We start from the raw sequence: 26,378 nt of genomic DNA on the forward strand, positions 1-26,378 counted from the left end.
CATCGGGGGACCCATACGCCGTGACGTCAATGGCTAAAGCAAACTGCTTGTGGCCTGTCCCTCGCTTCACTAGAACCGGCTGTGGTTATGGGTCCCGGCTCCTGGTGCGCAATTGCGCACCGGGCCGGGACGACAGCGAATTCGTGGTGATCACCTTGAGCACAACCAACGCACTGAAATCCGTCCACGGCACCATCGCGCTCGCGGGCGCCGGCAAGATGGGCGGCGCGATGCTGACCGGCTGGCTGGCTCAGGGGCTCGATCCCCGGCGCGTCGTCGTGATCGAGCCGCATCCTGCCGGCGAGATCAACGCGCTGGCGGCGCAAGGCATCCGGCTGAACCCAACGCCGAAGGATGCCGGCGAGGTCGATACGCTGGTGGTGGCGGTGAAGCCGCAATCGTTCCGCGAAGCCGGTGCGACGCTGAAGGCTTTCGTAGGATCCTCGACGCTGGTGGTCTCGATCATGGCGGGCACGACGATTGCCGTGCTCGAAGCGATCGTCGGCGGCAGCGTGGTTCGCGCCATGCCGAACACGCCGGCCGCGATCGGCCGCGGCATCACGGTTGCGGTCGCCGCCAAGAAAGTCAGCGCCGCGCAGCGCGCGATCGCCGACGCGCTGCTGCGCGCGACGGGCTCGGTCGAATGGGTCGACAAGGAAGGCCTGATGGACGCGGTGACGGCGGTGTCCGGCTCGGGGCCGGCTTACGTATTCCTGCTCGCCGAAGAACTCGCGCGCGCCGGTGTCGCGGCCGGACTGCCGGAGGATCTTGCTACCAAGCTTGCGCGGGAAACCGTCGCCGGCTCCGGCGAACTGCTGCATCGCTCGGACCTGTCGTCGGCGACATTGCGCCAGAACGTCACCTCTCCCGGCGGCACTACGGCGGCAGCGCTCGAAGTGCTGATGGGTTCTGACGGAATGCAGAAGCTGATGACGCGCGCGGTGGCCGCGGCGACGCAGCGCTCGAAGGACCTGGCGAAGTAGCTGGGTATCGTAGGGTGGGCAAAGCGAAGCGTGCCCACCAACTAGCTACACATGCGTAAAAATGGTGGGCACGGCGCAGATGCGCCTTTGCCCACCCTACGCAGCTGGCGACTGCAGCTACTTCGCCCCAAACCGCTTATTGAACATCTCGACATTGACGAGGCCGCGGGCGTGGCGGCCGTCGCCGATCTTGCGCTCGCCCTCAAACGCCTCGACCTCGAAGCGGATCACGCGGCGTTCCACCGCGACCACTTTTGCCGTGGTCCGCACGGTCGAGCCGACCAGCGAAGCGCCGAGATGGCGGATATCGACCTCGGTGCCGACAGTGATCCAGCCCGGCTGCAGATAGTCACGAATGGCATCGCCCGACGCCAGCTCCATTTCCAGGATCATCATCGGCGTCGCATAGACCATCGGCATATCAGGCACGAAATGCCCAACCGTGCGCTCCGGCGGCACCACCAGGGTGCGCTCGGCGCTCATACCAATTTTTATGATTTCGCGTGCGTCCATGGGTGGTTTCCACAAAACCGGTGTCGTCCCGGCCTTGAGCTCAGATGCGCAATTGCGCATCTGAGCTCAAGGCCGGGACGACGGATGAAACTACTTCTTCGCCGCGGCCGCGCGTTCGACGAACGTCTTGCCGCCCTTCATCTTGTGGGCGAGCGGGGCTTCGTTGATCTGGATCACGACCGCATCGGCATCGACGCCGAGGTTCTTGACCAGCGCCTGGGTGATGTCACGCATCATGCCGGCCTTCTGCTCGTCGGTGCGGCCGGCGGCCATGCTCACGGTAATCTCGGGCATTTTTTTCTTCTCCCTTTGCTCTTGCTGTACTTGCACACTGTCATTGCCGGGCATAGCCGTCTGAAGGACGGCGTCGCTTCCGCTCGCCTATGCCCGGCAATCCATCCCTTTTCAAGGAAGATGGATACGCGGGTCAAGCCCGCGTATGACGGACCTAATTCCACTTCACGTCATGGCGCGCCAGAACTTCGCGCACGGCATCGACGAGCTTGCTTGCATCGACCTCGTATTGGGCTTCGGACTGCTTCTTCAGATATTCCTCGCGGTCCTTGATCTCGGTCAGGCCCGCTCCGAGGATGAGATCCTTGAGTTGAACCTTGCCGTTGGCCCGCTCGTCCGAGCCCTGGATGATCGCGCAGGGCGCGTTGCGGCGGTCGGCATATTTCATCTGCTGGCCGAGGCTGTGCTTCGGGTTTCCAAGATATAGTTCCGCGCGGATACCAGCGTTGCGCAGCGTCGCGACCATTTTCTGGTAATCGGCGATTTCGCCGCCGAACACGGTGACGACGACAGGCCCGACAGCGGGCTTGGTATCGACCTTGCCGATCAGCGTCAGCGCCGCCTGCAGCCGCGACACGCCGATGGAGAAGCCGGTTGCGGGAACGGGTTCGCCGCGGAAGCGCGAGACCAGGCCGTCGTAACGTCCGCCGCCGCCGACCGAGCCGAAACGCACGGGACGGCCCTTTTCGTCGTTGGTTTCCAGCAGCAGCTCAACTTCGTAGACTGCACCGGTGTAATATTCGAGACCGCGGACGACAGAAGGATCGATCCGGATGCGATCCGATGCGTAACCGGATGCTGTGACCAGTTTGGCAATCTCTTCCAACTCGCTGACACCGGCCTGACCCACGTCGCTCCTGGCGAGATAAGCATCCGCGGCGGCAATTGCCTCTTTCCAGTCGTCGCGTTTTTGCGTGACGGCCAAAACGATGTCGGCGTCCGCGGCGCTCAGGCCGGCTCCGCTTGTGAAGTCGCCCTTGCCTTCTTCGCCTCCATCCCATCGCCCGGGACCGAGCAACTTGCGAACTTCGTCGGCGGAAAATTTGTCGAGCTTGTCGATGGCGCGCAGCACCGTGAGCCGGCGTCCGGCATTCTCCTCACCGCCGAGGCCGATCGCTTCGAGCGCCCCGTCGAGGACCTTGCGGTTGTTGACCTTCACCACATAGCTGCCGCGGGGAATGCCGAGCGCTTCCATGGTATCCGCCGCCATCATGCACATCTCGGCATCGGCGGCCGGCGTCGGCGCGCCGACGGTGTCGGCGTCGAACTGCATGAACTGGCGGAAGCGACCCGGACCCGGCTTCTCGTTGCGGAATACCCACCCGAAACGATAGGAACGATAGGGCTTCGGCAGCGAGTCAAAATTTTCCGCGACATAGCGCGCCAGCGGCGCGGTCAAATCGTAGCGCAGCGAAATCCACTGCTCGTCGTCGTCCTGGAACGAGAACACGCCTTCGTTGGGCCGGTCCTGGTCGGGCAGGAATTTGCCGAGCGCGTCGGTAAATTCCATCGCCGGGGTTTCCACCGGCTCAAAACCGTAGCGCTCATAGACTTCGCGGATTTTCTCGACCATCTGCAGCGTCGCCGAGATCGCGGCGGGACCGCGATCCTCCAGCCCGCGCGGCAGGCGCGCCTTCAGCTTCTGGGGTTTCTTGGATTTGTCGGCCATGGGCGGCGTTGCAACTTGTGTAGGGTGGGCAAAGCCACTTCTGGCGCCGCACTCACCGGGAAAAACAGGGTGGGCTCGTTTCGCCAAGCCCATCCCTCGCACTTAGCCCACCGGGCCGGTTTTGGCCAGAACGTCCTGCCCGGCGTTTAGGGGGTTTCCATCCTGGCGCGCAGCGCATCGGCGTCGGCCTTCGACATCTTCTTCAGGATCGGCCGGATGGTCTCGCCGCCGACGATCTTGCCGTTGCGCAGGAACATCCAATCCGAGATGTCGGCCTCCCTGAACTCGGCCAGGTCGCCGGCCCGCTTGCCCGGCAAATGGCGCGGCGCATTGGCGAACCTGCCCGAATAGCGACCGTCTCCAATCTTCTTCACCTCGGCCATCCAGATATGCTCGCCGCTGTTGTTCGGATATGGAAAACGCGCCTTGAGAGAGTGACCGGTCTCCGACGGTTTTGGCGCGTCGTAGGAGGCCCAGAATTTCGGCAGCGTGGAACGCGCCTGCGCGATCGCGGCATTGATCTCCGGGTCGCCATTGCGAAAGTCGATCACGGGGGAACGGTCTTCGGCCCGGACACTCGTTGTAGGGGAGCCGAGAAGCGCAAGCGCCGCCGCGAAGGCGGCCGCGACGACGCATTTCGAGCATGTCGAGAGGACTGAGGTCATTGTCACCATTTCACGCACCGCTATCCGCAAGTCCGGGAGTTGGTCGCGCAAGGGGGCGAAACAGTTCACTTCCCTTCTCCCCTTGTGGGAGAAGGTGGCGCGAAGCGCCGGATGAGGGGTCTGTATCCCCGGCGTGAAATCTTACCGTGGGGAGAGAACCCCTTACCCGTCACGAACGCTTTGCGTTCGTGCCACCCTCTCCCACAAGGGGAGAGGGGAAGAGCTTACGCCGCGACGGCCTTGCCCTTCGGCTGCACTTCGACCGCGAAATCCACCATCAGCTGTTCCGAGATCTTGCCGGGCGTGAACTTCCACTCGGCGATTTCAGCCACCGGGGTGATTTCGGCGGCAGTGCCCGTGATGAAGCACTCGGTAAAACCAGAAAGTTCGTCCGGCATGATGCGGCGTTCGATCACTTCGATGCCGCGACGCCGCGCGAGATCGATCGCGGTGGCGCGGGTGATGCCGGCGAGGAAGCAGTCGGCGATCGGGGTGTGGATCTTGCCATCGGCGATGAAGAAGATGTTGGCGCCGGTGCATTCGGCGACCCGCCCCTGCCAGTCCAGCATCATGGCGTCGGCATAGCCGGCACGCTCCGCTCTGTGCTTTGAGATGGTGCAGATCATGTAGAGGCCGGAGGCCTTCGCCATCGCCGGAATCGTCAGCGGATCGGGCCGCCGGTATTCGGCAAGGCACATGCGGATGCCCTTCATCTTGGTGGCCGGATCGAAATAGCTCGGCCAGTCCCAGGCGGCGATCGCCAGATGAATGGTGTTTGAGGACGCCGACACGCCCATCATCTCCGAACCGCGCCAGGCGATCGGGCGAAGATAGGCGTCAGGCAGATTGTTCTTGTCGATCACGAGCTGCTTGGCGGCATCGATCTCGGCGACCGAATACGGAATCTCGAAATCGAGGATGTTGGCCGAGTTCTTCAGCCGCTCGGAATGTTCCGTGCTCTTGAACACCTTGCCGCCATAGGCACGCTCGCCCTCGAACACGCAGCTCGCGTAATGCAGGCCGTGGGTCAGCACATGGACGTTGGCGTCAGCCCACGGCACGAGCTTGCCATCGTACCAGATGACACCATCGATCTTGTCGAAGGAAATTCCCATGGCCTCTCTCCCAGTTTGACCGCGCACGGCGCGCGACTCCGCGAGGCGCGCGCGGCCCCGTGCTCAGGTCGAAAAAACGTTGCTTGTCTCAGAAGCGGCGGAATAATTCCGTCGCCGGTTACAGGACCTTTCGGATCCACTCGTGCGGGTCGTCCGCACGGCCGTACTGGATGTCGACCAGCTTCTTGCGCATTCCCATGGCGACGGGGCCGGCAGCGCCGCCGCTGATGAGGAAATCGCCGCTTGCCGAACATACCTTGCCGATCGGCGAGATCACCGCGGCCGTGCCGCAGGCGAAGGCTTCTTTCAGCTTTCCGCTGGCGGCGTCGCTGCGCCACTGGTCGATCGTGTAGAGCTCTTCACGCACGCGCGTGCCGGAATCCTTTGCCAGCGCAATGATCGAATCCCGCGTAATGCCGGGCAGGATGGTGCCGAGCGGCGGCGTCAGCAGCGAGCCGTCGTCAAACACGAAGAACACGTTCATGCCGCCGAGCTCCTCGATGTAGCGGCGCTCGACCGCATCGAGGAACACCACCTGGTCGCAGCCGTGCTCGATCGCCTCGGCCTGCGCGCGCAGGCTGGCTGCGTAATTGCCGCCGCATTTGACGGCGCCGGTGCCGCCGATCGCGGCACGCGTGTAGTTCTCCGACACCCAGATCGACACCGGCGCGGGTCCGCCCTTGAAATAAGAGCCGACCGGCGAGGCGATGACGGAAAAGATGTACTCGGAGGAAGGCTTAACGCCGAGGAAGGTCTCGCTCGCGATCATGAAGGGCCGCAGATAGAGGCTGCCCTCGCCGCCGGGTATCCAGGCGCTGTCGATGCGCACCAGTTGTTCGACCGCTTCGATGAAGACGTCCTCAGGGATCGGCGCCATCGCCATGCGCTCGGCCGAATTCCTGAAGCGCCTCGCATTGGCGTCGGGGCGGAACAGGTTCACGCCGTTGTCGCGCTTGTAGGCCTTGAGGCCCTCGAAAATCTCCTGCGCGTAGTGCAGCACGGCGGCGGCAGGATCGAGCGGAAAATTGGCGCGGGATTCGACCCGCGCGTCATGCCAGCCTTTGGCCTGGTTGTAGCGGACGATCGCCATGTGATCGGTGAAGACCCGGCCGAAGCCGGGGTCCGCGAGCTTTGCCGTGCGCTCCTGCTCGGATGTCGGAGTGGGCGTTGGCCGGATTTCGAATTTCAAACTCATTGTCTTGCTTCCCGCCCTTGCTTCCTGCTGTCGGAACCGGTGCGTTTCCTGGCGCAGGCCTGTTTCGTCAAGCCTGCTTGCTTGATTGGTCCGAACTTCACCACCACCGGCCTTGCCGCTGGTTTCCATCGCTGGCAAGTCCCTTGAGGACACGCTTTTGCGGAATGCCGAAGTCCAGTATGTTTGCGCAAATGCCGCACGACAATCGCACGGTAGTCCAATTCGCGGCCGTTGCCGCCATCGCTGGCTTACTCCGGCCGCCCCTTACGTTGCCAAGGCCGAAACGACTTAAAGTTTCGTCGTGGCTGGTAGTTTTGTAACATTGAACCCAAGATATGTCAACATGACTGACATAAATTTCTCAAGGCCTGCCGGTGACCCCGATTCGAGGGGGCCTGACGGCGTGTCGCCGGCCCCGCGTGCGGGCGAATTGCGCTGGGATATCATCGAGCTCCTGTTCTTCGCCTATCGCGACTTCGTCGGCGACGCCGACCATGAGCTCGAGGCGTTCGGGTTCGGCCGCGCCCATCACCGGGTGATGCATTTCGTCCACCGCTACCCCGGCCTCAAGGTCGCCGACCTCCTCGACGTATTGCGCATCACCAAGCAGTCGCTGGGCCGGGTGCTCAAGCAATTGCTGGACGAAGGCTATATCGTGCAGAAGACCGGCAATAACGACCGCAGGCAGCGCCTTCTCTACGCCACGGCGAAGGGCGAGGCCCTGGTGGGCAAGCTCGCCGGGCTGCAGACCGATCGTATCAACCGCGCCATGCAGGACATCGATACCGCTGGCCAGGAAGTGCTGCGGCAGTTCCTGCGCGCGATGATCGATCGCGACGACCCGGACAAGGTGCTGGAGACGATCTTCGGCAGCGGAAAGAAGCCAAGGGAGTGACCGTGGCCCAAGGAACCCCAAACGTAACCCCGAACGGAATTCCAAACGCGACTGCCAACCCAACCGTCGCCGCAGCTACCGTGCGGACGCCGCGGCAAATGGCCGACGACGCCCCGCATCTGCTGCTGGTCGACGACGACCGCCGTATCCGCGACTTGCTGTCGCGCTTCCTGTCCGGCGAGGGCTATCGCGTCACGACCGCGGCGAGCGCCACCGACGCCCGCGCCAAGCTGCTCGGCCTGCATTTCGACCTCCTGATCCTCGACGTCATGATGCCCGGCGAAACCGGTTTCGATCTCGCCCGCTTCATCCGCACCTCATCCTCGGTGCCGATCATCATGCTGACGGCGCGCCATGAGGCGGAAGCCCGCATCGAAGGCCTGCAGATCGGCGCCGACGATTATGTGGCGAAACCCTTCGAGCCGCGCGAACTGGTCTTGCGGATCGGCAACATCCTCAAGCGCACCGCGACGCCGGCAGTGGAAGCGCTGGAGCAGATCGCGTTCGGGCCCTACGTCTATCATCTCGAACGCGGCGAGCTGCGCGAAGGCGATGAGATCATCCACCTGACGGACCGCGAACGCGAGATGCTGCGCATCCTGAGCCTGAGCCCCGGCGAGACGGTGCCGCGCGCGGCGCTGACCGGCGGCGGCACCGTCAACGAGCGCGCGGTCGACGTGCAGATCAACCGGCTGCGCCGCAAGATCGAAAAAGATCCGGCCAATCCGTTGTTCCTGCAGGCGGTGCGCGGCATCGGCTATCGCCTGGTGGCGTCGCCGTGAGCCAAACGAACCAAGCGCGATGAGCACGCTCGACACCGGCCTCACGCTGATCCGCACCGCCGCCGGCCGGGTCTCCAAGGTCAATGGCTGGATGGGCAACGCGTTCAAGGGCTGGATGCCGACCGGCCTCTACGCCCGCGCGCTCCTGATCATGATCGTGCCGATGGTGGTGCTGCAGACCGTGGTCGCGTTCGTGTTCATGGAGCGGCACTGGAACACGGTGACGCGGCGCCTGTCGGCTGCCGTGGTGCAGGATATCGCCAGCCTGATCGACATCTACAAGTTCTTTCCGCAGGACAAGGACCGCGCGCAATTGCGCCTCGTCGGGCAGCGGCTGCAGCTCGTGGTTGATTTCCTCCCGGTCGGCGACATGCCGCCGCCGGGGCCGAAGCCGTTCTTCTCGCTGCTCGACCAGACCCTGTCGGCGCAGATCGGCCGTCAGATCCGCCGCCCGTTCTGGATCGATACCGTCGGCAAATCCAACCTCGTTGAGATCCGCATTCAGCTCGACGACGCAGTCATGCGCATTTTCGCGCAAAGAAGTGCCGCCTATGCCTCCAATTCGGAGATCTTCATCTTCTGGATGCTGGGGACGTCCTCGATCCTGTTGATCGTCGCGGTGCTGTTCCTGCGCAACCAGATCAGGCCGATCCTGCGGCTCGCCGACGCCGCCGAAAGTTTCGGCAAGGGCCGCGAGGCGCCGAACTTCCGTCCCCGCGGCGCGCGGGAAGTGCGGCGCGCGGCGCAGGCGTTCCTGGAGATGAAGGGGCGCATCGAACGCTCGATCGAGCAACGCACCGCGATGCTCGCCGGCGTCAGCCACGATCTGCGCACCATCCTGACCCGCTTCAAGCTCGAGCTCGCGCTGATCGGCGACATTCCCGAGGTCGACGGCATGCGCAAGGACGTCGACGAGATGTCCGCCATGCTCGAGGCCTATCTCGCCTTTGCCCGCGGCGACAGCGGCGAGGTCGCGCAGCCGACCGACATGTCGATGGCGCTGGAGGAGTTGCGCAGCGATGCCGAGCGCCACGGCCACACCGCGACGGTGGCGTTCCACGGCCTGCCGGTGGTGACCGTCAAACCGGCCTCGTTCAAGCGATGCCTCGCCAACCTCGTCTCCAATGCCGCGCGGCACGCCAATACGATTTCGATCACCGGTCATCGCGACCACCGCTATCTGACGGTCACGATCGACGACGATGGACCGGGCATTCCGGCCAACATGCGCGAGGAAGTGTTCAAGCCGTTCCTGCGGCTCGACGACGCCCGCAACCAGGACGAAGGCGGCACCGGCCTTGGGCTGGCGATCGCCCGCGACATCGCCCGCTCGCATGGCGGCGACATCACGCTCGGCGACAGTCCGATGGGGGGATTAAGAGCGGCGGTCAGGGTGCCGGTGTAAGAAGAGCCCTGTAGCCCGGATGAAGCGCAGCGCAATCCGGGACGGTTTCGCCGCCTGCGAGCCCCCCCGGATTTCGCTGCGCTTCATCCGGGCTTCTGTAACGGGCCTCGATTAGTCAATCCCTTTTGCGTCATCCGCTCGCCGGGAACTTGCTTCTGTACGGGATCGGCGCAAGGGCCGTCGCCTGATGGGGTTCGTAAGAGGATAGGTCGGCCAATCTACGGAAGCGTGATCACATCGTTCGATGTGTCGACATCCCGGATGTCGGCCTGACCTGATCCATCGTCCCGGCGAAGGGACTTCGCTTCGGGAAGGCTGGTGTCGTGACCCGCCCGAAAACCTGTCGTTTTTGCTCCTAAGCCGTTGCAGCGTTAGCCTTGGTGGCCGGATTGAAGGGCGCACCGTCCTTGAGTATGCGATGCATGATCACGGCGAGCTTGCGGGCCAGCGCGACCTTAGCCTTGTTCATGCCGGCCCGTTTGGCGATCCGCATCGCCCAGCTCTTGAGCTGCGAACATCCCTTGATCGGCTTCGTCAGCATGATGTGAGCGGCCTGGTAGAGCGCCTCGCGCACGGAAGCGTCGCCGATCTTGCTGATCCGGCCCGATCGGTCGGTCTCGCCGGACTGGTGCTTCTTCGGCGTCAACCCAAAATGCGACCCGGCTTGCTTGGAGGATGTGAACCGCGCGGGATCATCGATCGCTGCGGCATAGGTCAGTGAGATGATTGGCCCCACCGCAGGCGTCGACATCAACAACCTGGCCTTGGCATTCATCAGCGACATCCTGCCTGCCCGCTTCTCGAAGGCCTTGAACTCGCTCAGCAGGACGGTCCGCACCTTGAGCAGCGCTTCTGCGATCACTTCCAGGTTGGGATGCCCCTTCACCAACTCGTTGATCCGTCCAGCAAAATCTGTTCCCGTCGTTTTGCCGACCTTCAGCCCAAAGCCGCGCAAGATCCCGCGCAGGCTGTTCTCGACGTCCAGAAGCTTGCTCTGAACCAGCTTGCGCGCCGTCAGCAAGGCTCTCACTTCCTGCGCCGCCACCGACTTGCAGTGAACCGGCCGGAACCAGCCCAGCCGCATCAGTTGCGCGATCCCCCGTGCGTCATTGCGGTCCGACTTCACTGGCATCGCCTTGAACGCGTCGTGCACGTGCCGCGTCTCCAACAGCTCAACTGCGAGCCCAGCCTGCTTCATCACCGCGTACAGCCATTGCGACAGCGGCCCAGCTTCCAGCCCGATCCGGCCCAGCCCGATCCCGAGCGAGGTGAACCAACCGATCAGCGCCGCCGGCTCGCTTGCCACCTTGCTCTCGCGGAAAATCTTGCCGTTCCCATCAACAACGCACACGCTTGAGCATTCCAATGACACGTCGATTCCTGCATAATACTCCATGGTCGTCTCTCCTTGATGCTTGGAGCGAGGTCCATCCTCGACTCCGTAAACACCATCCATGTGAGGGACGACCGCCCGCCTTCCAAGCAAGCCGCGCGAAGCGCGCACCCAACAGCGCCGTAGCAAGCGCGGCTTGCTTGGAAGGCAGACCGGGGCCCGTTACCCCATCTACAAATTCCCGCGGGTTACTTCGGCGGCTGCTTCGGCAGCAAACCCTTCAGCTTTTCCATGTCCTTGAGATTTATCTTCATGCCGCCGGGCATGATGATGTCGCCGGGCTTTTGATCGGCCCTGCAGGCCCCTAACCACTTCGCCTCGATCGTGGTGGTGGAGTCGCGCGGCACGCCGGCCGGAGCGCCGGTGCTGTTCGAGGTCGACTTCACGGTGTAGGCGGAGTTGAAATCGCCGGTGATCTCGGCACGCGATTTGACCGACATGCCGCCGGAGCCACAGACGGAATCGGTGACATAGCCGGTCGCGGTCTTCTGGATATCGTTTTTCGAGCAGACGTCCTTGGCCATCGGCGAGAACGAGGTGCTCATATCCTTGTCAGTGGTCGCGTCGGTGCACTGCTGCATCGTCATCTCGGGCACCGGCGAGCCGGTCTGCACCACCTTCATTTCCCACAGGCCGGCCTTGCGCACCGGCAGCTCGACGGCGCCGGCATGGCTCGCAGGCCACATCGCGAGCAGCCCAAGCGCCAAACAAAATGAATGAAGCTGTCGCGCCATGCTCACGCTCCGCTGGTCGTGGATGAGGCGTTCAGGTCCGGCTCAGTAGAGCGTGCGCAGCGGCCGGGCGTTGGCCCCATAGGGCACCCAGCGGCAGGCGAAGGAGACGTATCCGCCGTCATAGGGCTGCACCGCGAGGAATTTCACCACCTTGCCGTAGCCAGCGCAGTGATCGACCGCGAGCTGGCGCGCATCCGCCTGCCTGGCCAGCGAATAGGCGATGATACCGCCGGTATCATTACCCTTGAACGGCGGTACCCAGTCGGCCTGCGCCGGCGCAGCCGCCAGCATCCCGCACATCGCAACCAGGCACGCGGCCCCAATTCTTTGCATTGCCGACTCCATTTCGCTGGGGCCACCATAGAGTGCGCCGGCGGCTGTGAAAAGAATGGGTTACGGCCGAACCCCTACTTGTCTGCAAGGTGTTGCCGCGCTGCACTTGACCTCGTCCGGGCTTCACGGCACGGTCCGGAGGGTTGGATGACCGGCGGAATTCCCATGCGCACCCTCTTCACATCGTTGAAAACCTTCGGCCTGGCTGCGGCACTTGCCGTGCTGGCATTCGGCCAGTCGGCAGAGGCCGCCAATCCGCTGGAATTGAATTTCTGGCTGTCCGGTCCCCGCTATGACGGGCGCGTTGCGCCGTGCGAATCGGCGCTGCCGACCATCATTTCGCAGTTCCGCGAGAAGGAAAGCACCTTCTGGAATTCGCCCCTGACCATCACCGCCTATGGCCGGGTCCACGAAACCACGTTCCGGCCTTGGCAATCCGACAACATTCCGCGCCGCTATTGCACCGGCGACGTGATGCTGAGCGACGGCAAGGTGCGCCACGTGCACTATTCGATCGTCGAGGATGGCGGCTTTGCCGGGTTCGGCCAGGGCGTCGAATGGTGCGTCACCGGGCTGGACCGCAACTGGGCCTATAACCCCGGCTGCAAGGCCGCACGGCCTTAAGCTTATCCCCACACTTCCTGAGTTTTTCGATCGCGGTGGCCGGCGCTACCCGATTCGCGCCTAACGCTATTTTTGTTCTTGAAATGTTCCGGTTCCCTGCTAGGCTCGGGTAATCGAGTACGTCATGCTTGGCGAGTAAGGGAGCGGTTGATGTTTCCATCGGTCATTGTTTCGCGGCTGCTGATTTCGCTGGCACTTGTTTTTGTCACCGCGGGCCACGCCGCCGCGCAGGACCGCCGGCAAAACGCCCCTGGCGAGTTCGATTTCTACGTGCTGGCCCTGTCGTGGTCGCCCTCCTTCTGCGAGGCGGCCTCCGAACGCGGCAATAGCGGCCGTTCTGCGCAGATCCAGTGCGAGCGCCCGTTTTCCTTCGTGGTCCACGGCCTGTGGCCGCAATATGAGCGCGGCTTTCCCGAATATTGCCAGCGGCCGTCGCCCCGTCTCGACCGCAACATCATGACGTCGATGCTGGACCTGATGCCGGCGCCCGGGCTGATCTTCAACGAATGGGACAAGCACGGCACCTGTTCCGGCCTTGGCGCGCGGGCCTATTTCGAGAACATCCGCAAAGCCCGCGCCGCGGTGAAGATCCCCGAGGAATTCCTGCAATTGTCGGAATCGAAGACAATCGCCCCCGAGGCGCTCGAGGCAGCCTTCATCAAGGTCAATCCCGGCCTGAGCAGCTCGGCGATTTCGGTCGTCTGCAGCAGCCGTCGCCTCAGCGAAGTCAGGGTCTGCATGAGCAAGGACCTGCAATTCCGCTCCTGCGAGGAAATCGACCGCCGCGCCTGCCGCCGCGACGAGGTCGTGATGCCGCCGGTGCGGGGGAGTTAAAACCTCCCTCGTCGTGATGCCCGGGCAGAAGCGCGAAGCGCGTCTTCGCGCTAGATGACCCGGGCATCCACGTCTTCTTTCGTCTGGTGATCAAAGACGTGGATGGCCGGGAGCGCAGACAAGTTTACGTAGTCTGCGCAGCAGACTTACTATGCCCGGCCATGACGGGTAGAAGACGTTGCGTCTTCTCAAATTGAGTCAGCCGGTCAACCATGAACTACCGACACGCCTTTCATGCCGGCGGCTTTGCCGATGTCATCAAGCACATCGTGCTGGTGCGGATGCTGACCTATCTGCAGGAAAAGCCCGCCGCCTTTCGCGTCATCGACACCCATGCCGGCGCCGGACGCTACGATCTGTCCGGCGACGAGGCCCGCCGCAGCGGCGAATGGCTGACCGGCATCGCAAGGGTGATGCAGGCGCGGTTCTCGGAAAATGCGTTGCCGCTGGTGGCGCCCTATCTCGACATCGTCAGGGCCTTCAACGCGCAAGCCGAGCTGAAAGCCTATCCCGGATCGCCCTTGATCGCGCGCGCGCTGCTGCGGCCGCAGGACCGCCTCACGGCGTGCGAGATCGAGCCGAAAGCCCACAAGCAATTGATCGATGCGCTGCGCCGCGACACCCAGGCCCGGGTGGTCGATCTCGACGGCTGGACGGCGTTGCCGGCCTTCGTGCCGCCGAACGAGCGGCGCGGCCTCGTGCTCATCGACCCTTCGTTCGAGCAAAAGGACGAGTTCGAAAAGCTCGCCGACGGCTTTGCTGAGGCCTATGCGAAGTGGCCGACCGGCAGCTATCTCTTGTGGTATCCGGTCAAGAGCCGGCGCATCACCGACGGCCTGGCGCGGCATGTCGCCGCCGTGGCTGAGACTGGCAAGCCGGCCGGGAAATGTCTGCGGCTAGAATTCAGCGTCGCACCGCAGCAGGCCGGCGGTCCCCTCACCTCAACCGGGCTTCTGATCGTCAACCCGCCGTGGACGCTGGCGGGCGAGCTGAAGACCATTTTACCCGAATTGGAAAAACCGCTCGGCCAGGGCGGCGCCGGCCGCTTCAGGCTTGAGACGCCCAAACCTTGAACGCTAGTCTTGAACGCAAGCCTTGAAAGCAAGCCTTTCGAGGTAAGCCTTCAAGGCAGTGCATTGGGCCGAAAAGTACGATTGAGCCATAGTCAATTTGCGCGGAACCGTATTATGCTCGGTTGTTATGACTGGCTTTACGTTCCGCTTCCGCGAATGGTTGCGGCGGAGTGATCAAGGCCTAAAAAAATCCAGACTGATCGGTGCGTGACCCGATCGGTTCAGGTGGCCAAGCTTCCGACAACGAATGTCCGGTCGGCCGATACGCGAATTGCGCGTAGCGGCAAAGCAATGCGGGGGAGGAGTTTTCCCGATGGCCATGACTGGTACAGTCAAGTTCTTCAATGGAGAACGCGGCTACGGCTTCATCAAGCCCGATGACGGCGGCCGCGACGTGTTCGTTCACATCACTGCCGTTGAGCGGGCCGGATTGAAGGATTTGACTGAAGGACAGCGCATTACATTCGAGGTCGAACCGGACAAGAAGGGCAAAGGCCCCAAGGCGGTCAACCTGGTGATTTCATCGTAAGCTGACGCGTGAGCTGAAGCTTCTCGGTGAAAGCGGACTGAAGTTTTGCCTGCACCAAATCCCACTGAGCGCGAGGCGCGGCTCAGAACGTGGACGCGTGCATGATGTGGCCGCCGCGCCCCGGTGCGTTGCGTTCGCTCTCGGGGAAGAACCGCGCCGCGATCCTGTCAGGGCCGACATCATCGACATGCCGGAAGCCGGTCGCGCTCATGCGGGCGCAAAGCGGCGCGGTATCGAAATAGCTCTGAATGCTTTCGCCAACCGCGGCCACCCGCTCGGCAAGCGCTTGATGCGCGGCGCGGCCGGCCGGTGCGACCGAGCTTGCGGGGTTGACGTAGTCGAACACCACCTCAGCGCCGCCCTCTAGCTGCCCGATATAGCCGAGCGTCGAGAACACCGCCGTCTCGGTCAGATACGGCACCACGCCGAGCCAGCTGAAGAAGCTGCGTTTGGCGGCGACAAAGCCTGCGGCGTCCAGTGCTTCGGCCAATGTCTGCCGTTCGAAATCTATCCCGACATAGGTCAGCGTGTCCGGCACGGCGATTGTCGCAGCGGCCAGCATCTCGCGCTTGCGTGCTTGCGTGGCGGGAAAATCGACTTCGAAAATTCGCAGGCCACCCGCGAGCGGCGTCCGGTAGGCGAGCGTATCGAGCCCTGCACCGAGCACCACGAGCTGCGTCGCACCATTGTTTACCGCTTCCGTCAGCGCTTCTTCCGAGATGCGCGAGCGCGCGGCGATGAACCAGCGCAACCGTGGCCCGGACGTGTGGGCCCGGGCATGGTCGAGCGAGACCTGGATATCGTCGCCGAGAATGCGTAACGCCAGCGGATCCCAAAGGATCGATGCGTTATCCAGCACCTGATGCGCCGCGCGCAAGCGGGCGGCGCCCAACGCGGTCAGACTTGGCTGCCCCGGCTGCATCGAACAATTTTAGGCGTGCCGCTGCGCACTGTCCACGAGACAAAAAAATCCCGGCGGCTTGGCGCCGCCGGGAGGCTGCAACAGATGGTTTCTTTGCGTTTTCTTGATCTCAGAAGCGATAATTCACGCCGGCGCGGATCAGCCCGAAGCTATAGCCGTTCGATGCTCCGGTGATGACAAAACTGGTGTTGGAGAGGTCGACATAGAGATATTCGACCTTGGCGCTCCAGTTCGGCGCAAAGCCCATTTCAGCGCCGACGCCCGCGGTCCAGCCCGCCGTGGTATGGGATTCCGACAGGCCGAACGTGGTGGCGCGCAGTTCGCCGAAGGCAAGACCGCCGGTGCCGTAGAACATCACGTTGTTGAAGGCGTAGCCGACCCGGCCGCGCAGCGTGCCGAACCAGGGGTTGGAGAACTTCCACGGCGCGAAGGTGTCGGCCGCGCCGGTCGCGTTGATATCGCCCTCGAGGCCGAACACCCACGGCCCGTTCTGAAAGTTGTAGCCGGCCTGCACGCCGCCTGCGAAGCCCGACGGCTTGGTCGGGTTGTTGTCGACCGAGCCCCAGGCATAGCCGAGATTGCCGCCGAGATAGGGACCGGCCCAGCTATAGGCGTTGAGCGGCTGATTGACGGTATAGGGCGCGCGCGATCCGTAATTCATGTCGGCCGCCTGCGCCGACATCGTCCAGGCTGCGGCGACCACCGCCAGCGCCCGCAAAACAAAGCTGCCCATCACTCAACTCCACCACGCAACAGCCGCACCCTTCCGGCCGAGGCCGGCTTGGTTACGGAATTCCACTTTTTTCCTGTAAGATTTATCGAGAGTTTTAAGTTAAAGGGTTGTTAAGCCCTCTTACCGCCCGATCATCAGTCTTAAGAATGTGTTACCGGGCGCGGGCTCGGTCGCCGCCGGCACGCTGGCGATGGCGCCCAGCAGCGCTTAATTTAGGCCCATGGATCACGATTCTACCGACCATCCGAAAGCTCCGGGCAAGCCGCAGCGGGGTTCCCAGCCGGATTTGCTCCCAAAGGACCTTGCAAAGGACCCTGCTCAGGAGCCTGGCCCCGCCGATCTCGATCCGGCGACGTCTGCCGCCGAGGACGAGGATGAGGCCCGCCTGCCGGAACCCGCGGAGGAAACCGCCGAGGACACCACGGAGGCGGTGGCCGAAGGTCCGCTTGCGGTCGGCCATGCCGCGATCGAAAATGCCGTGCGCCTGGCGCCGACCTCGCCCGGTGTCTACCGCATGCTCAACACCGGCAACGACGTGCTTTACGTCGGCAAGGCGAAGAACGTCCGCAAGCGGCTTGCCTCCTACGCCCGCGTCAACGCGCCGCTGCCGGCGCGAATCCTGCGCATGATCGCGGCCACCGTTGCGGTCGAGATCATCTCGACCACGACGGAGACCGAGGCGCTGCTGCTCGAGGCCAATCTGATCAAGCAGCTGCGGCCGCGCTTCAACGTGCAACTGCGCGACGACAAGTCGTTTCCCTATATCCTGATCACCGGCGACCACTGGGCGCCGCAGATCCTCAAACATCGCGGCGCGCAGTCGCGGCCCGGACGGTATTTTGGGCCGTTCGCCAATGCCGGCGCCGTCAACCGCACCATCACGGCGCTGCAGCGCGCGTTTTTGATCCGCTCCTGCACCGACGGCTTCTTCGAGAGCCGCACCCGGCCCTGCCTGCTCTATCAAATCCGCCGCTGCTCCGGCCCCTGCACCCGCGAGATCGATTTCCCCGGCTATACCGAGCTGGTGCGCGAGGCGGGCGACTTCCTGTCCGGCCGCAGCCATCTGGTCAAAAAAGAACTGGCCGGCGAGATGGAGAAGGCGTCCGCCGAACTCGAATTCGAGACTGCCGCGCTCTACCGCGACCGCCTCGCCGCACTCTCGGCGATCCAGTCGCAGCAGGGCATCAATCCGCGCACCGTGGAAGAGGCCGACGTGTTCGCCATCCACCAGGAGGGCGGGTATTCCTGCGTCGAGGTGTTCTTCTTCCGCACCGGCCAGAACTGGGGCAACCGCGCCTATTTCCCGCGCGCGGAGAAATCCTTCACGCCGGAGGAAGTGCTGGCCTCGTTCCTGGCACAATTCTACGACGACAAGCCGCCGCCCAAACTGATCCTGCTGTCGCACGAGATCGAGGAAAGCGCCTTGCTGGCCGACGCCCTCGCCGTCAAGGCGGGCCACAAGGTGGAAGTCTCGACGCCGAAGCGCGGCGAGAAAAAGGAATTGGTCGCACATGCGCTGACCAACGCCCGCGAGGCGCTCGGCCGCAAGCTCAGCGATACCGCGACCCAAGGCCGCCTGCTGGAGGGCATGGTCACGACGCTCGGGCTGCCGCATGCGCCCAAGCGCATCGAGGTCTACGACAACAGCCACATCCAGGGCACCAACGCGGTCGGCGCGATGATCGTGGCGGGGCCTGACGGATTCATCAAAAACCAGTACCGCAAGTTCAACATCAAGTCGGAAGGCCTGACGCCCGGCGACGATTACGCGATGATGCGCGAGGTGCTGGAGCGGCGCTTCAAGCGGCTGTTGAAACCGCCGGAAGACGATACCGCCAAAGCAAAAGCCGAGATCAAGGCCGACGACGATTCGTTTCCGCAATGGCCGGATCTGGTCATTATTGACGGCGGCCGCGGCCAGCTCAACGCGGCAAGGCAGATCTTCGAGACCCTCGGACTGACGCAAGTCACGCTGCTGGCCGTGGCCAAGGGGCCGGACCGCGACGCCGGCCGGGAAACGCTGTTCATGCCGGACCGCGAGGCGATCAAGCTCGAACCGCGCGACCCCGTGCTGTATTTCATCCAGCGGCTGCGCGACGAGGCGCATCGTTTCGTGATCGGATCGCACCGCAAACTGCGCAAAAAGGACATCCGCGAAGCCGGTTTGCAGGAGATTCCGGGCATCGGCCCGTCACGCAAACGTGCCTTGCTGCATCACTTTGGAACGCTGAAGGAAATCGAGCGGGCCTCGATTGCCGACCTTGGCAAGGTTCCAGGGGTCAGCGCCGAAAGCGCCCGCAAGATTTTCGAGTTTTTCCATGCGCAACCGGGTTAAAGGGAGCGGATTCACATGACGTTCACCTGGGCGTTTCATTTGGCCGTCGCCTGCGACAGATCATCTGGGGCCTGCACGGTTGACCTTCACGCCTGAGCGGTATTGGTAAGACGGATGAACATCGCAACCACCAAGGGCCAGTCCAAGAGCCTGTCCCTCCCGAATATCCTGACCTATGCCCGCATCGCCGCCATCCCGGTGGTGGTCGGCTGCGTCTATGCCCAATCCATCATGGACGGCCCGCTGTGGCTGCGCTGGGTGGCGCTGGCGCTCTTTATCGCCGCCGCCGTGACCGACGTTCTCGATGGCTATTATGCACGGGCGTGGGATCAGCAATCCGCCTTCGGCCGCATGCTCGATCCGATCGCCGACAAATTGCTGGTGGCGTCCTGCCTGTTGATGCTGGCCGCCGACAACAGCATCCATGGCTGGACGCTGTGGGCCGCCATCGTGATCCTGTGCCGCGAAATCCTGGTCTCGGGCTTGCGGGAATATCTCGCGGCGCTCCGGGTCAGCGTCCCCGTGACCAAGCTCGCGAAATGGAAGACCACCGTCCAGTTGGTCGCGATCGGCTTTCTGATCGCCGGCGAGGCGGGCGAACAGATTTTCGCCCCGACCACCATGATCGGGATCGCCCTACTGTGGACGTCGGCGATCGTCACGATCTATACCGGCTATGATTATTTCCGCGCCGGCATCCACCACCTCATCAAGGAGGATGAGGGATGAAGGTCAAATATTTCGCCTGGGTGCGCGAACGGATCGGCATTTCGGAGGAAATGGTCGAGCCGCCGGCCGCCGTGCGCACGGTGGACGATTTGATCGGCTGGCTCTCCAAGCGCGGCGAGACCTATGCCTACGCGTTCGAGAAGCCAAAGGTGATCCGCGCGGCGATCGACCATACCCATGTCAAGCCGGACGCGATGATATCTGGCGCCCGCGAGATCGCGTTCTTTCCGCCGATGACCGGCGGTTGACCTCTCCAATGACCGCCGCCGCGACCATCCGCATCCAGCAAGCCGATTTCGACATCGCTCAGGAGATTGCGGCGCTGACCAAGGGCCGCAGCGATGTCGGCGCGGTCGTGACCTTCAGCGGCATCTGCCGCGGCAGCGAGAACGGCGAGCCGATCGCGGCACTGACGCTCGAGCACTATCCCGGCATGGCGGAGGCCGAAATCAAGCGGCACACCGACGAAGCGATGTCGCGCTGGCCGCTCACCGGCCTCACCGTGGTGCATCGCTTCGGACGCATCACGCCGGGCGAGAACATCGTGCTGGTGCTGGCGGCGTCGGCACACCGCCAGGCGGCGTTTCAGGCGGCGGAGTTCCTGATGGATTATCTGAAGGCCAACGCACCGTTCTGGAAGCGCGAGGAAAGCGCGAAGGGAACGAGTTGGATCGAGGCGCGCGGCCATGACGACGACGCCGCGGCGCGCTGGACCAAATCCTGATGGCCAAACCCAGCAAGGCTCCCGTCAAACGCGGTCTGCCGAAATACATCAAGCCGAAATTTCCAAAAGTCCGCGCCGGTGAATTGCTGACGCTCTTGGATTTCGTCCGCTTTGCGGTGAGCCGCTTTATCGAAGCCGACCTGGTTTTCGCGCATGGCACCACCGATCCGGTATCGGAAGCGGCGTTCCTGGTTTGCGAAACCCTGCATCTTCACCCCGACCAGTTCGAAGCGTTCGCGACCGCGCGGGTGACGGCCGCCGAAGGCAAGAAGATCCTCAGCCTGATCGAGCGCCGCGTCACCACGCGGACGCCGACCGCCTATCTCGTCAACAAGATCTACATGCGCGGCCTGCCGTTCTTTGTCGACGAGCGCACCATCGTGCCGCGCTCCTTCATCGGCGAATTGCTGGATTCCCATTTCGGCGGCGACGACGACGTCACCGGCGGTTCGCTGATCGCGGACCCGGCGGCGGTGGAAAATGTGCTCGACCTCTGCACCGGCTCGGGCTGCCTTGCCATCCTGGCGAGCCGGAGTTTCCCCAACGCCGAAATCGATGCGGTCGATATTTCAAGGGATGCGCTCGATGTCGCCGCGCACAATGTTGCCGATTACGGGCTGCAACATCGCCTCCACCTGCACCGCGGCGACCTGTTCAAGCCGCTGGGCGACAAACGCTACGATCTCATCATTTCAAATCCGCCCTATGTCGACGCCGAAGGTATGGCCTCGCTGCCGCGCGAATGCCGCGTCGAACCAAAACTCGCGTTCGATGGCGGCGCTGACGGGCTCGACATCGTTAGGCGCATCCTCGACGAGGCCAAACAACATCTGACGCCGGATGGCGGGCTGCTCTGCGAAATCGGCCGTTGCCGGCCCGCGCTTGAAGCAGCCTATCCGCAATTGCCGCTGATGTGGCTCGACACCGAGGATTCGGAAGCCGAAGTATTTTATATTACGGCCGACGATCTTTAGGCGCTGGCGTAAGTCACTTTCCGGAACATTCGAAAACAAACCGCGTTCATTCATGGCGGAGGCAATCATGCCGTCGCCGGTGGAGGAAAAACTGATATGCCCGGGCCTTCGAGCGGCTTGTTGCGCGCTGGCATTGCGCTGAAGCTCAACCAGGTCAAGCGCGCGACGCAATCCTATCTGCGCGACCGGACCAACCAGGCCACCGGCACCGTCACCTCCTACGCCATCGCCGCCGGTCTCTTCGCGGCCGCCGGTATTTTTCTGATCGCGGCGCTCCTCGTCGGCGCGACAGCGCTGTTTCGCTGGGTTGAAATCAACTACGGACTTTTTTGGGCGTTTGGCGCCATCGGCGGCCTGCTCGCGGTCATCGCCGGCATCTGCGCCGCTGTAGCCGTCGTCAAGCTCAAACGGCCTCCGCCGCAGTTCCCGTCGCTTACCAGCCGCTTGCGGGTGGCGCTCAAGGCCAGCCCCGTCAAGCCCGACCAGATCGAGGCCGTCCGGGATACCGCTGCGGCGATCCTGCAAGCCCCCGCGGCGCCCGTGGGACATCGGAGCCGTCGCGGCCGGTCCGGACACGACAGTAGAAACGTGCAAATCGGCTTGATCCTGATGGCTAGCTTGTTGGGCTACGCGGCGGTGCGCCGGCGGCAGCAGGCACGGCACGTAGAAGTCTGATGTCCCGCGCCCGCTCCGAGCATACGGATAATCTGATCCTGATCGCGGCCACCACCCTCGTGATCCTGAGCGCGCAGCGTTACTTCCGGACGTTCGCACCCGAACCCCTCGATCCTGCCACGCCCGAACCCCGAAGCCCCGCGGCGACGAAAGACGGCAACTTTACACGCGAACTCGCCCAGCATGGCCACGGCCGGCGCGCGCGCAGCCCGTTCAGCATTCCCTGGGCGGGATGGAAAGATATTCTCTGGCGCACCTATGACGAGTTCAACGACGACCGTCTGCTCGCCACAGCCGCGGGCGTCGTATTCTTCGGCCTGCTCGCGGTGTTCCCGGCCGTAACCGCGCTGGTTTCCTCGTACGGGCTGTTCGCCGACCCCTCGACCATCGGCGCCAATCTGCAGACGCTGGCGGTGATGCTGCCGGAAGGCTCCTTCCAGATCGTGCAGGAGCAGATTGCACGGGTGCTAGAAAAGGGCAGCACCGCGCTGGGCTGGACCTTCCTGTTCGGCCTCGGACTTGCCCTCTGGAGTGCCAATGCAGGCGTCAAGGCAGTGATCGATGCGCTCAACGTGGTCTATGACGAACGAGAGAAGCGCAGCTTCATCGGATTGAACCTGCTTTCGCTGTCCTTCACCGTCGGTGGGATCGCCGCCCTGATGGTTATGGTCGGCGCCGTTGTGGCGTTTCCGCTGGCGCTCGATCATCTTGGTCTGGTTGGTCTGGCCCCGGATAGGCTGTTGATCGTGAGCCTCGCGCGGTGGCCGCTGCTGTTCGCGGCGCTGCTGACGGCGCTTGCATTCCTCTACCGGTTCGGGCCGAGCCGCCGCGCACCGCGATGGGAATGGCTTGGTATCGGCACGCTGCTTGCCGCCCTGCTGTGGATCGCCGGTTCCGCGGCGCTATCCTGGTATCTGTCGAACTTCGGCGATTACAATGCGACCTACGGTTCGCTCGGCGCCGCCATCGGCCTGATGATGTGGATGTGGATGTCGGCCATCGTCGTGCTGTTCGGGGCGGAGCTGAACTCGGAAATCGAGCACCAGACCGCGGTCGATACCACCGTCGGCCATCGAAAGCCGCTGGGCAGCCGCGATGCCGCCATGGCCGATACGCTGGGACCGGCGGTTCCAGCCTCCTGAAAGAACACTAGACCTGCGAATCAACATTGATGCTAAGGTCATTGCGCTTGGGGGAGCGCAAACCGGACGATGCCTGACAACTTCCGCGTTTTCCCGGGTGGGGTAGTTCGGACCTGAAGGCGTAGCGCGCGACATGATTCGCATTTCGACGATTTTTATCGCCATCTGCATGGTGCTGGTCGCAGCCTCGCTTGGCCTGGTCCTGCATGCGGTCGCCGGCATCAGCGGAACCGAATCCGCGATCGTGGCGCTGACGGCGCTGACCTTCCTGATCCTCTACAACGCGGTTTCGATGCGGCTGCGCGATCGCTCCGATGTCGGCGGCCAGATCGCGGACCTGTCGCGCGGCACCGCCGACCTCGCCCGCCAGGTCGCCGAATTCGGCCGCCGGCTCGCGGCCGTCGAGGGCCGCGTGGTGTCGGCGAATTCCGCCAGCAGCGACCGCATCCAGGCCGTGGTCGGCGAGATCAACGAACTCGGCGTGCTGGTCAAGCAGCTCGCGGTCTCCGTCGCCAGCCATGAGGATTTGTTTGCCTCGGGCGCGGCGGCAGCGCCACCGGCACCGGCACCAGCCGCGATCGTGGCTGCGCCCGTCGCCGAGCCGCAAATCTCACCGCCATTATCCACCGAAGCCGCAGCGCCGCCCGTCGTCGCCAGGCCGGCACCGGTCACCGCGCCAGCGCCGGCCGAAGCCGCCGCGCGCAGCCAGCCGCAGCTTCTCGCCGCGGTGAAGAACGCCATCGAGGAGAACCGGCTCGACATCTATCTGCAGCCGATGGTGACGCTCCCGCAGCGCAAGGTGCGCTTCTACGAGGCGGTGACGCGGCTGCGCGACGACAACGACCAGATTCTTGCCGCCGACGATTTCATCGCCACCGCCGAAGCCGGCGGCCTGATGGGGCGCATCGACCACATGGTGATGTTGCGCTGTGTGCAGGTGCTGCGCCGCCTGATGGTGCGCAACAAGGATGTCGGCGTGTTCTGCAACGTCTCCGCCGCGACGCTGGCCAATCCCACCACCTTCGCGCAATGCCTCGATTTCCTCGAAGCCAATCGCGCGCTGGCGCCGTCCTTCGTGCTCGAGTTCAAGCAGGCCACGTTCCGCAACCTCGGCCCGACCGAGACCGAGCATCTGGCGGCGCTGTCGCAGCGCGGCTATCGTTTCTCGATCGACCATGTCAGCGATCTGCGGGTCGAACCGCGGGAACTCGCCGACCGCGGCGTCCGCTTCATCAAGGTTCCAGCGGCGCTGCTGCTCGATCCCAGGCAGAGCTCGACGTCGGACATTCACCCCTCTGACCTGTCGGATCTGCTCGGCCGCTTCGGCATCGACCTGATTGCCGAAAAGATCGAGGGCGAGCGCGCGGTGGTCGATCTCTTGGATTTCGACGTGCGGTTCGGCCAGGGCTTCCTGTTCGCGCCGCCCCGGCCGTTGCGGCCCGAGGGGGCATCTGCTACCGGCGGGGCGCCTTCCAACAGCACCAATGGTTCCAATGCCCCCAGCACCCCTGCTCCCGTCGCCACGCCGATCGTCGAACCTTCGACACGGGCGACCGGCAATGCCGCGCTGGCGCGCCGCGCCGCCGGACCGGGCTAACCGGCGCCCGATGTCATGACCACACTCCGGTTCGTCGAAAACCTGAGCGACCTCGTCGATGGCGTGGAAGTCATCCTCTCCGATATCTGGGGCGTGGTGCATAACGGGCTCGAGGCATTCCCGGTGGCCTGCGCGGCGCTGCACACGTTTCGCCAGCGCGGCGGCACCGTCATCCTCATCACCAACGCGCCGCGGCCCGCCGATTCGGTGCAGCGGCAGTTGCGCAAGCTCGGCGTCGCCGACGAGACCTATGACGCGATCGTCTCTTCCGGCGATCTCACCCGGCACTTTGTCGCCGACCATCCGGGGCAGAAAGTTTTCTGGCTCGGTCCGGAGCGCGACAATTCGATCTACCGCGGCCTCGATCCGGTGATGGCTCCGCTGGAACAGGCCGATTACATCGTCTGCACCGGACCGTTCGACGACGAAACCGAATCAGCCGAAGACTATCGCGCGATGATGCTGCAGGCCCGCGAGCGCAAGCTGCCGCTGATCTGCGCCAATCCTGATATCGTCGTCGAACGCGGCGACCGCCTGGTCTATTGCGCGGGCGCGATCGCCGAACTCTATCGCGAACTCGGTGGCGAGGTGATCTTCTACGGCAAGCCGCACCGGCCGATCTATGAACGCGCGATGGCGCTCGCCGCCGAACACCGAGGCCATGCGGCCCCGCTCGACCGGGTGCTGGCGATCGGCGATTCCGTCCGCACCGACCTCACCGGGGCCTTGGGTTTCGGCATCGACTGCCTGTTCGTGACCCGCGGCATCCATTCCGAGGAATTCGAAGGCATCGACCAGCTCGACCCGGCCTCGGTCAGGGAATTGTTCGGCCATCCGCCAAAGGCGCTGATGCGGGAGCTGAAGTGGTAGCGCGCGGCTGAAACAGCTTTCGTCATGGCCGGGCTTGTCCCGGCCATGACGAAGATTTGGATGCTAATCGCCGCTAGGCGCCTTACGCCGTCGCCATATCCGGGAAGACCGCCTCGATCTTGGTCTTCAGCGTCGCCGCGTTGAACGGCTTGACGATGTAATTGTTCACGCCGGCCTTCTTGGCCGCGATCACGTTCTCGGTCTTGGATTCCGCCGTGATCATGATGAAAGGCGTGGTGGCGAGGTTAGGATCGGCACGGACTTCCTTGAGCAGGTCGTAGCCGGTCATCGGCTCCATGTTCCAGTCGGAAATCACGAGCCCGTATTTCTTGCCGCGCATCTTGTTCAGCGCTTCCGAACCGTCGCTGGCATCGTCGATATTCTCAAAGCCGAGCTGCTTCAAAAGATTTCGGATGATCCGGATCATGGTGTTGTAGTCATCGACCACCAGAACCGACATCGACAAATCAACCGCCATCTCTTCCCCCACTAACGCTTATGCCACTAAAAATCGGCAGGCCTGCGCGACCCGCAGTCCTCGCCCAACCCCTAGCATCAAGGCGTTAAACAGCGCGTTAATCGGGCGCGGGTGGATTGCCTCGGTTTTGAACCAAAGCCGTCCGGCTTGACTTCGCCCGCGC

At 63.6% G+C, this 26,378-nt stretch carries 29 protein-coding genes; 17 read left to right on the plus strand and 12 right to left on the minus strand.

Annotation, left to right across the window (positions count from 1 at the left end; genetic code table 11):
* The first annotated feature begins 155 nt into the window (after window positions 1-155).
* A complete protein-coding gene (proC, locus tag ABIE49_RS14195) occupies window positions 156-983 on the plus strand; it encodes a pyrroline-5-carboxylate reductase (RefSeq protein WP_502915903.1) in 828 nt (275 codons plus the stop codon).
* Between the two features lie 117 nt (window positions 984-1,100).
* Here proC and ABIE49_RS14200 read toward each other — a convergent pair whose 3' ends face one another.
* The 6 genes from ABIE49_RS14200 to ABIE49_RS14225 form a co-directional block, all read right to left on the minus strand.
* The gene (locus tag ABIE49_RS14200; RefSeq protein WP_192737690.1) at window positions 1,101-1,496 is read right to left on the minus strand and encodes a thioesterase family protein; all 396 of its coding nucleotides are present in this window, start codon (window positions 1,494-1,496) and stop codon (window positions 1,101-1,103) included.
* A gap of 90 nt (window positions 1,497-1,586) precedes the next feature.
* Window positions 1,587-1,790, minus strand: a complete 204-nt coding sequence (locus ABIE49_RS14205) for a tautomerase family protein (RefSeq protein ID WP_025590867.1) — start codon at window positions 1,788-1,790, stop codon at window positions 1,587-1,589.
* Between the two features lie 154 nt (window positions 1,791-1,944).
* On the minus strand, window positions 1,945-3,459 hold the full coding sequence (gene hisS, locus ABIE49_RS14210) for a histidine--tRNA ligase (protein WP_192737691.1): 1,515 nt from the start codon (window positions 3,457-3,459) through the stop codon (window positions 1,945-1,947).
* A 146-nt stretch (window positions 3,460-3,605) separates the two neighbouring features.
* On the minus strand, window positions 3,606-4,124 hold the full coding sequence (locus ABIE49_RS14215) for a YegJ family protein (protein ID WP_192737692.1): 519 nt from the start codon (window positions 4,122-4,124) through the stop codon (window positions 3,606-3,608).
* A gap of 224 nt (window positions 4,125-4,348) precedes the next feature.
* Complete coding sequence (locus ABIE49_RS14220; protein ID WP_192737693.1) at window positions 4,349-5,239, minus strand: branched-chain amino acid aminotransferase; 891 nt, start codon at window positions 5,237-5,239, stop codon at window positions 4,349-4,351.
* Between the two features lie 118 nt (window positions 5,240-5,357).
* A complete protein-coding gene (locus ABIE49_RS14225) occupies window positions 5,358-6,434 on the minus strand; it encodes a branched-chain amino acid aminotransferase (RefSeq protein ID WP_192737694.1) in 1,077 nt (358 codons plus the stop codon).
* 343 nt (window positions 6,435-6,777) lie between these two features.
* Here ABIE49_RS14225 and ABIE49_RS14230 point away from each other — a divergent pair, with 343 nt between their 5' ends.
* The 3 genes from ABIE49_RS14230 (at window position 6,778) to ABIE49_RS14240 (ending at window position 9,516) form a co-directional block, all read left to right on the plus strand.
* Window positions 6,778-7,329: a MarR family winged helix-turn-helix transcriptional regulator gene (locus tag ABIE49_RS14230; RefSeq protein WP_192737695.1), complete on the plus strand. Its 552-nt coding sequence runs from the start codon at window positions 6,778-6,780 to the stop codon at window positions 7,327-7,329.
* Between the two features lie 98 nt (window positions 7,330-7,427).
* Complete coding sequence (locus ABIE49_RS14235) at window positions 7,428-8,111, plus strand: response regulator (RefSeq protein WP_192737696.1); 684 nt, start codon at window positions 7,428-7,430, stop codon at window positions 8,109-8,111.
* A 19-nt stretch (window positions 8,112-8,130) separates the two neighbouring features.
* Window positions 8,131-9,516: an ATP-binding protein gene (locus tag ABIE49_RS14240; RefSeq protein ID WP_192737697.1), complete on the plus strand. Its 1,386-nt coding sequence runs from the start codon at window positions 8,131-8,133 to the stop codon at window positions 9,514-9,516.
* A gap of 355 nt (window positions 9,517-9,871) precedes the next feature.
* Here the strand turns inward: ABIE49_RS14240 and ABIE49_RS14245 are convergent, their stop codons facing one another.
* The 3 genes from ABIE49_RS14245 to ABIE49_RS14255 form a co-directional block, all read right to left on the minus strand.
* On the minus strand, window positions 9,872-10,912 hold the full coding sequence (locus ABIE49_RS14245; protein ID WP_192740894.1) for an IS110 family RNA-guided transposase: 1,041 nt from the start codon (window positions 10,910-10,912) through the stop codon (window positions 9,872-9,874).
* Window positions 10,913-11,097: 185 nt separating this feature from the next.
* A complete protein-coding gene (locus tag ABIE49_RS14250; protein ID WP_192738818.1) occupies window positions 11,098-11,643 on the minus strand; it encodes a DUF3617 family protein in 546 nt (181 codons plus the stop codon).
* A 42-nt stretch (window positions 11,644-11,685) separates the two neighbouring features.
* A complete protein-coding gene (locus ABIE49_RS14255; protein WP_192738819.1) occupies window positions 11,686-11,976 on the minus strand; it encodes a hypothetical protein in 291 nt (96 codons plus the stop codon).
* Between the two features lie 165 nt (window positions 11,977-12,141).
* Here ABIE49_RS14255 and ABIE49_RS14260 point away from each other — a divergent pair, with 165 nt between their 5' ends.
* The 4 genes from ABIE49_RS14260 (at window position 12,142) to ABIE49_RS14275 (ending at window position 15,036) form a co-directional block, all read left to right on the plus strand.
* The gene (locus ABIE49_RS14260) at window positions 12,142-12,600 is read left to right on the plus strand and encodes a hypothetical protein (protein ID WP_192738820.1); all 459 of its coding nucleotides are present in this window, start codon (window positions 12,142-12,144) and stop codon (window positions 12,598-12,600) included.
* A 150-nt stretch (window positions 12,601-12,750) separates the two neighbouring features.
* Window positions 12,751-13,434, plus strand: coding sequence for a ribonuclease T2 family protein (locus ABIE49_RS14265; RefSeq protein WP_192738821.1), 684 nt, complete (start codon window positions 12,751-12,753; stop codon window positions 13,432-13,434).
* A gap of 212 nt (window positions 13,435-13,646) precedes the next feature.
* Window positions 13,647-14,507, plus strand: a complete 861-nt coding sequence (locus tag ABIE49_RS14270; protein ID WP_192738822.1) for a 23S rRNA (adenine(2030)-N(6))-methyltransferase RlmJ — start codon at window positions 13,647-13,649, stop codon at window positions 14,505-14,507.
* A 313-nt stretch (window positions 14,508-14,820) separates the two neighbouring features.
* A complete protein-coding gene (locus ABIE49_RS14275) occupies window positions 14,821-15,036 on the plus strand; it encodes a cold-shock protein (RefSeq protein ID WP_028350729.1) in 216 nt (71 codons plus the stop codon).
* 82 nt (window positions 15,037-15,118) lie between these two features.
* On the opposite strand, the gene ABIE49_RS14280 is transcribed toward ABIE49_RS14275, so the two are convergent.
* Together ABIE49_RS14280 and ABIE49_RS14285 are read right to left on the minus strand one after the other, a co-directional pair.
* Window positions 15,119-15,958 carry a class I SAM-dependent methyltransferase gene (locus ABIE49_RS14280; protein WP_192738823.1) on the minus strand — a complete coding sequence of 280 codons (840 nt, stop codon included), beginning with the start codon at window positions 15,956-15,958 and terminating at the stop codon, window positions 15,119-15,121.
* Between the two features lie 109 nt (window positions 15,959-16,067).
* The gene (locus tag ABIE49_RS14285) at window positions 16,068-16,691 is read right to left on the minus strand and encodes an outer membrane protein (RefSeq protein ID WP_192738824.1); all 624 of its coding nucleotides are present in this window, start codon (window positions 16,689-16,691) and stop codon (window positions 16,068-16,070) included.
* Between the two features lie 220 nt (window positions 16,692-16,911).
* Between ABIE49_RS14285 and uvrC the strand changes: the two genes are divergently transcribed.
* From uvrC to ABIE49_RS14330, 9 genes are all read left to right on the plus strand, one after another.
* On the plus strand, window positions 16,912-19,026 hold the full coding sequence (gene uvrC / locus ABIE49_RS14290; RefSeq protein WP_192738825.1) for an excinuclease ABC subunit UvrC: 2,115 nt from the start codon (window positions 16,912-16,914) through the stop codon (window positions 19,024-19,026).
* A gap of 114 nt (window positions 19,027-19,140) precedes the next feature.
* Window positions 19,141-19,755 carry a CDP-diacylglycerol--glycerol-3-phosphate 3-phosphatidyltransferase gene (pgsA, locus tag ABIE49_RS14295; protein ID WP_192738826.1) on the plus strand — a complete coding sequence of 205 codons (615 nt, stop codon included), beginning with the start codon at window positions 19,141-19,143 and terminating at the stop codon, window positions 19,753-19,755.
* The gene (gene moaD / locus ABIE49_RS14300) at window positions 19,752-20,003 is read left to right on the plus strand and encodes a molybdopterin converting factor subunit 1 (RefSeq protein ID WP_192738827.1); all 252 of its coding nucleotides are present in this window, start codon (window positions 19,752-19,754) and stop codon (window positions 20,001-20,003) included. The genes pgsA and moaD overlap by 4 nt, the downstream gene beginning before the upstream one ends.
* A gap of 8 nt (window positions 20,004-20,011) precedes the next feature.
* Window positions 20,012-20,479: a molybdenum cofactor biosynthesis protein MoaE gene (locus ABIE49_RS14305; RefSeq protein WP_192738828.1), complete on the plus strand. Its 468-nt coding sequence runs from the start codon at window positions 20,012-20,014 to the stop codon at window positions 20,477-20,479.
* Window positions 20,479-21,453, plus strand: a complete 975-nt coding sequence (prmB, locus tag ABIE49_RS14310; protein ID WP_192738829.1) for a 50S ribosomal protein L3 N(5)-glutamine methyltransferase — start codon at window positions 20,479-20,481, stop codon at window positions 21,451-21,453. Before ABIE49_RS14305 ends, prmB begins: the two co-directional genes overlap by 1 nt.
* A gap of 96 nt (window positions 21,454-21,549) precedes the next feature.
* A complete protein-coding gene (locus ABIE49_RS14315) occupies window positions 21,550-22,128 on the plus strand; it encodes a phage holin family protein (RefSeq protein ID WP_192738830.1) in 579 nt (192 codons plus the stop codon).
* Window positions 22,128-23,270, plus strand: a complete 1,143-nt coding sequence (locus ABIE49_RS14320; protein ID WP_192738831.1) for a YihY/virulence factor BrkB family protein — start codon at window positions 22,128-22,130, stop codon at window positions 23,268-23,270. The genes ABIE49_RS14315 and ABIE49_RS14320 overlap by 1 nt, the downstream gene beginning before the upstream one ends.
* A 133-nt stretch (window positions 23,271-23,403) precedes the next feature.
* Window positions 23,404-24,867 (plus strand): EAL domain-containing protein, encoded by a 1,464-nt coding sequence (locus ABIE49_RS14325; RefSeq protein ID WP_192738832.1) that lies wholly within the window; start codon window positions 23,404-23,406, stop codon window positions 24,865-24,867.
* Window positions 24,868-24,882: 15 nt separating this feature from the next.
* Window positions 24,883-25,737, plus strand: a complete 855-nt coding sequence (locus ABIE49_RS14330) for a TIGR01459 family HAD-type hydrolase (RefSeq protein WP_192738833.1) — start codon at window positions 24,883-24,885, stop codon at window positions 25,735-25,737.
* Window positions 25,738-25,819: 82 nt separating this feature from the next.
* On the opposite strand, the gene ABIE49_RS14335 is transcribed toward ABIE49_RS14330, so the two are convergent.
* A complete protein-coding gene (locus tag ABIE49_RS14335; protein ID WP_192738834.1) occupies window positions 25,820-26,215 on the minus strand; it encodes a response regulator in 396 nt (131 codons plus the stop codon).
* Window positions 26,216-26,378: the final 163 nt, after the last annotated feature.

It is taken from the genome of Bradyrhizobium sp. OAE829 (assembly GCF_040546575.1).
GTDB lineage: Bacteria > Pseudomonadota > Alphaproteobacteria > Rhizobiales > Xanthobacteraceae > Bradyrhizobium.

Bases quoted from the DNA above. Each gene is read 5' to 3' on its own strand.
- ABIE49_RS14200 (WP_192737690.1), bottom strand. From the start codon at position 1,496: ATGGACGCACGCGAAATCATAAAAATTGGTATGAGCGCCGAGCGCACC.
- ABIE49_RS14205 (WP_025590867.1), bottom strand. From the start codon at position 1,790: ATGCCCGAGATTACCGTGAGCATGGCCGCCGGCCGCACCGACGAGCAG.
- hisS (WP_192737691.1), bottom strand. From the start codon at position 3,459: ATGGCCGACAAATCCAAGAAACCCCAGAAGCTGAAGGCGCGCCTGCCG.
- ABIE49_RS14215 (WP_192737692.1), bottom strand. From the start codon at position 4,124: ATGACCTCAGTCCTCTCGACATGCTCGAAATGCGTCGTCGCGGCCGCC.
- ABIE49_RS14220 (WP_192737693.1), bottom strand. From the start codon at position 5,239: ATGGGAATTTCCTTCGACAAGATCGATGGTGTCATCTGGTACGATGGC.
- ABIE49_RS14225 (WP_192737694.1), bottom strand. From the start codon at position 6,434: ATGAGTTTGAAATTCGAAATCCGGCCAACGCCCACTCCGACATCCGAG.
- ABIE49_RS14230 (WP_192737695.1), top strand. From the start codon at position 6,778: ATGACTGACATAAATTTCTCAAGGCCTGCCGGTGACCCCGATTCGAGG.
- ABIE49_RS14235 (WP_192737696.1), top strand. From the start codon at position 7,428: ATGGCCGACGACGCCCCGCATCTGCTGCTGGTCGACGACGACCGCCGT.
- ABIE49_RS14240 (WP_192737697.1), top strand. From the start codon at position 8,131: ATGAGCACGCTCGACACCGGCCTCACGCTGATCCGCACCGCCGCCGGC.
- ABIE49_RS14245 (WP_192740894.1), bottom strand. From the start codon at position 10,912: ATGGAGTATTATGCAGGAATCGACGTGTCATTGGAATGCTCAAGCGTG.
- ABIE49_RS14250 (WP_192738818.1), bottom strand. From the start codon at position 11,643: ATGGCGCGACAGCTTCATTCATTTTGTTTGGCGCTTGGGCTGCTCGCG.
- ABIE49_RS14255 (WP_192738819.1), bottom strand. From the start codon at position 11,976: ATGCAAAGAATTGGGGCCGCGTGCCTGGTTGCGATGTGCGGGATGCTG.
- ABIE49_RS14260 (WP_192738820.1), top strand. From the start codon at position 12,142: ATGCGCACCCTCTTCACATCGTTGAAAACCTTCGGCCTGGCTGCGGCA.
- ABIE49_RS14265 (WP_192738821.1), top strand. From the start codon at position 12,751: ATGTTTCCATCGGTCATTGTTTCGCGGCTGCTGATTTCGCTGGCACTT.
- ABIE49_RS14270 (WP_192738822.1), top strand. From the start codon at position 13,647: ATGAACTACCGACACGCCTTTCATGCCGGCGGCTTTGCCGATGTCATC.
- ABIE49_RS14275 (WP_028350729.1), top strand. From the start codon at position 14,821: ATGGCCATGACTGGTACAGTCAAGTTCTTCAATGGAGAACGCGGCTAC.
- ABIE49_RS14280 (WP_192738823.1), bottom strand. From the start codon at position 15,958: ATGCAGCCGGGGCAGCCAAGTCTGACCGCGTTGGGCGCCGCCCGCTTG.
- ABIE49_RS14285 (WP_192738824.1), bottom strand. From the start codon at position 16,691: ATGGGCAGCTTTGTTTTGCGGGCGCTGGCGGTGGTCGCCGCAGCCTGG.
- uvrC (WP_192738825.1), top strand. From the start codon at position 16,912: ATGGATCACGATTCTACCGACCATCCGAAAGCTCCGGGCAAGCCGCAG.
- pgsA (WP_192738826.1), top strand. From the start codon at position 19,141: ATGAACATCGCAACCACCAAGGGCCAGTCCAAGAGCCTGTCCCTCCCG.
- moaD (WP_192738827.1), top strand. From the start codon at position 19,752: ATGAAGGTCAAATATTTCGCCTGGGTGCGCGAACGGATCGGCATTTCG.
- ABIE49_RS14305 (WP_192738828.1), top strand. From the start codon at position 20,012: ATGACCGCCGCCGCGACCATCCGCATCCAGCAAGCCGATTTCGACATC.
- prmB (WP_192738829.1), top strand. From the start codon at position 20,479: ATGGCCAAACCCAGCAAGGCTCCCGTCAAACGCGGTCTGCCGAAATAC.
- ABIE49_RS14315 (WP_192738830.1), top strand. From the start codon at position 21,550: ATGCCCGGGCCTTCGAGCGGCTTGTTGCGCGCTGGCATTGCGCTGAAG.
- ABIE49_RS14320 (WP_192738831.1), top strand. From the start codon at position 22,128: ATGTCCCGCGCCCGCTCCGAGCATACGGATAATCTGATCCTGATCGCG.
- ABIE49_RS14325 (WP_192738832.1), top strand. From the start codon at position 23,404: ATGATTCGCATTTCGACGATTTTTATCGCCATCTGCATGGTGCTGGTC.
- ABIE49_RS14330 (WP_192738833.1), top strand. From the start codon at position 24,883: ATGACCACACTCCGGTTCGTCGAAAACCTGAGCGACCTCGTCGATGGC.
- ABIE49_RS14335 (WP_192738834.1), bottom strand. From the start codon at position 26,215: ATGGCGGTTGATTTGTCGATGTCGGTTCTGGTGGTCGATGACTACAAC.